General features: G+C 75.1%; 2 protein-coding genes. One reads left to right on the top strand and one right to left on the bottom strand.

The features are described 5' to 3' along the window. Positions 1-114: 114 nt before the first annotated feature. Positions 115-1,116 (bottom strand): LacI family DNA-binding transcriptional regulator, encoded by a 1,002-nt coding sequence (locus tag L3K22_RS16570; protein ID WP_263312363.1) that lies wholly within the window; start codon positions 1,114-1,116, stop codon positions 115-117. A gap of 177 nt (positions 1,117-1,293) precedes the next feature. On the opposite strand from L3K22_RS16570, the gene L3K22_RS16565 reads away from it, so the two are divergent. Next, positions 1,294-2,183, top strand: an 890-nt coding sequence (locus L3K22_RS16565; protein WP_263312362.1) for an HAD family hydrolase, incomplete at its 3' end; no start/stop codon positions are given.

Here is a 2,183-nt window from a genome sequence, read left to right as displayed (position 1 = left end):
CCTCGGCTGGAGGACTCCGGCTGAAGTGTTTCAGCAGGTCCTGGCTGACAGTGCACTGACCGCTTGACACCGCCATAGAGGCATAGCGGCACGCCACGCGCCAGTGCTCGACACTCATGGGGAGGCGGGTCCGGGGCCGGTGGAGTCGCGGATGCGCAGCACGGGCTCGGCGACGCTGCGGGAGTCCGTGCGTCGGCCCTCGCGCCGCTCCTGCAGCATCCGCGCCGCGATCCGCCCCATCTCCTGTCGGGGCTGGTTCACGCTGGTCAGGTGCGGCCGGACGGTGAGCGCGACGGCGGAGGAGTCATAGCCCACCACGCTCAGCCGCTCCGGCACCGCCACCCCGAGATCGGCGGCGCGGTGCAGCACCCGCACCGCGGCGATGTCGTTCGCGGCGAACACCGCCGTCGGGGCGTCCTCGGCGCCGCGCCGCAGCTCGCGCAGCAGCAGGTCGATGCCGTCGTCGGCCGAGTCCGGGCCGATCGCAGCGACCGCGTCGGCGAGCCCGAGCCGCGCCGTCTCGGCGAGGAAGCCGGTGCGCCGCGCGGCGGGTCCGGGCCGGGAGGAGAGGGTCACGTGCGCGAGGCGACGGTGCCCGGCCGTGACGAGATGCCGCACCGCGAGCGCGGCCCCGGCGGTGTCGTCGGTGATCACCGCATCCGTGCCCGGCACCGGGTCCTGCATCCGCCCGATCACCACCACCGGCACCGAGCGCGCCGCCTGCTCGAGCGCCTCCGGCGGCAGCCACGTGGTCACCGCGATGATCCCGTCCACCTCGAGGTCCAGCAGGCGCTGCAGCTGCCGCTCCATGTGCGCGGTGTCCCGCCTCCCGTGGGCGATCACGACCCCCGCCCCGAGCATCTCGGCGCTCTCCTCGATCCCGGCGATGACGTCGGTGTGGTACGGGTTCCCGAGGTCCGTGGGCAGCACCCCGAACAGCGTCGTCGCCCGCCTCCGTCGTCCGTAGCCGAGTCCTCGCGCGGCCTCCCGCACGCGCCGGCGGGTCGTCGGCGCGATGCCGGGGCGGTCGTTCAGCGCCATCGACGCGGCGGCGGAGGAGACCCCGGCCGCACGCGCCACGTCGGCCAGGCTCGGGCGCTTCCCGGAAGTGGTCACGACACCGGTCTAGCAGTGCCGAGTGCGGTGCTGACCGGCGGGTCTGAAGGTTTTCAGTCCCGGACCCGAAGGCGTGCCGACGGGTTCACCTTCCGTTCACGGGGTGCGCCCCGATGCCGCCTAGCGTCGAGGTCATCGGCCCTGCGCCGCCCCGCTCCTCCCCGTCGAAGGACCTCCGTGACCACTGCGCCCCGCACCCTCGATCCCGCCTCGTCCGCCCTGCTGCCCGTCGGCGACGGGGTCCCGGCGCTGCCCGCCCCCGCGGCGCTGCTGCTGGACTTCGGCGGCGTGGTCGTCACGACCGTCCCTCGCGTGACCTGGGCGCAGGAGCTCGCCGAGGCCGTCGTCGCCCGGTCCGCGACGCTCGGCGCCCGGCTCGATCCGGCGGCGGTCGCGGAGTCGCTGCGCGCGGGCCGCACAGCCCTGTCGATGTGGAAGAACGCCGCCTCCCGCCGCCTCGCCCCGCGTGAGCTGGCCCCGGCCGAGATAGTCGGCGACTTCCTGCTCGCCGACCTCCCGGACCCGGTGCGACGCACCCTCGCCCTCGACGCCGGAGAGCTGCTCGCGACGATGGCGACGATGGTCTCCGAGCACCACCAGCGCCCGGGCATCGACGAGCTGCTCGCCGAATGCGCCACGCGCCGCCTCCCGCTCGGGATCGTCTCCAACGCCCACTCCGGCCGGGCGCACCGCGCGATCCTCGCCGACCTGGGGCTGGACCGCTTCTTCGGCGTGCAGGTGTATTCCGACGAGGTCGGGATCCGCAAGCCCCACCCGGGCATGATCCGACGGGCCGCGGAGGGGCTCGGCGTCGCTCCGCAGCAGACCTGGTACGTCGGCGACACCCTCGACCGCGACGTGGTCGCCGGGCGCCGCGCCGGGGTCGGCGCCGTGGTGATCACCCGCGACCGACGCACCGACACCCCGCCGTTCCGCATCGCCGAGGCTCCCGACCTCGTGCTCGAGACTCCGGAGGGGCTGATCGTCCCGCTGCGCGCCGCGCTCGATTCCGCGGCGTCCGAGCGCGGCGCGGCCGGCGGGCCGACGAGGGCGACCGCGCCGGGTAC

This window comes from Brachybacterium atlanticum (genome assembly GCF_025669985.1).
Classification (GTDB): domain Bacteria; phylum Actinomycetota; class Actinomycetes; order Actinomycetales; family Dermabacteraceae; genus Brachybacterium; species Brachybacterium conglomeratum.
This window is presented reverse-complemented; position numbering and strand designations above follow the sequence as displayed.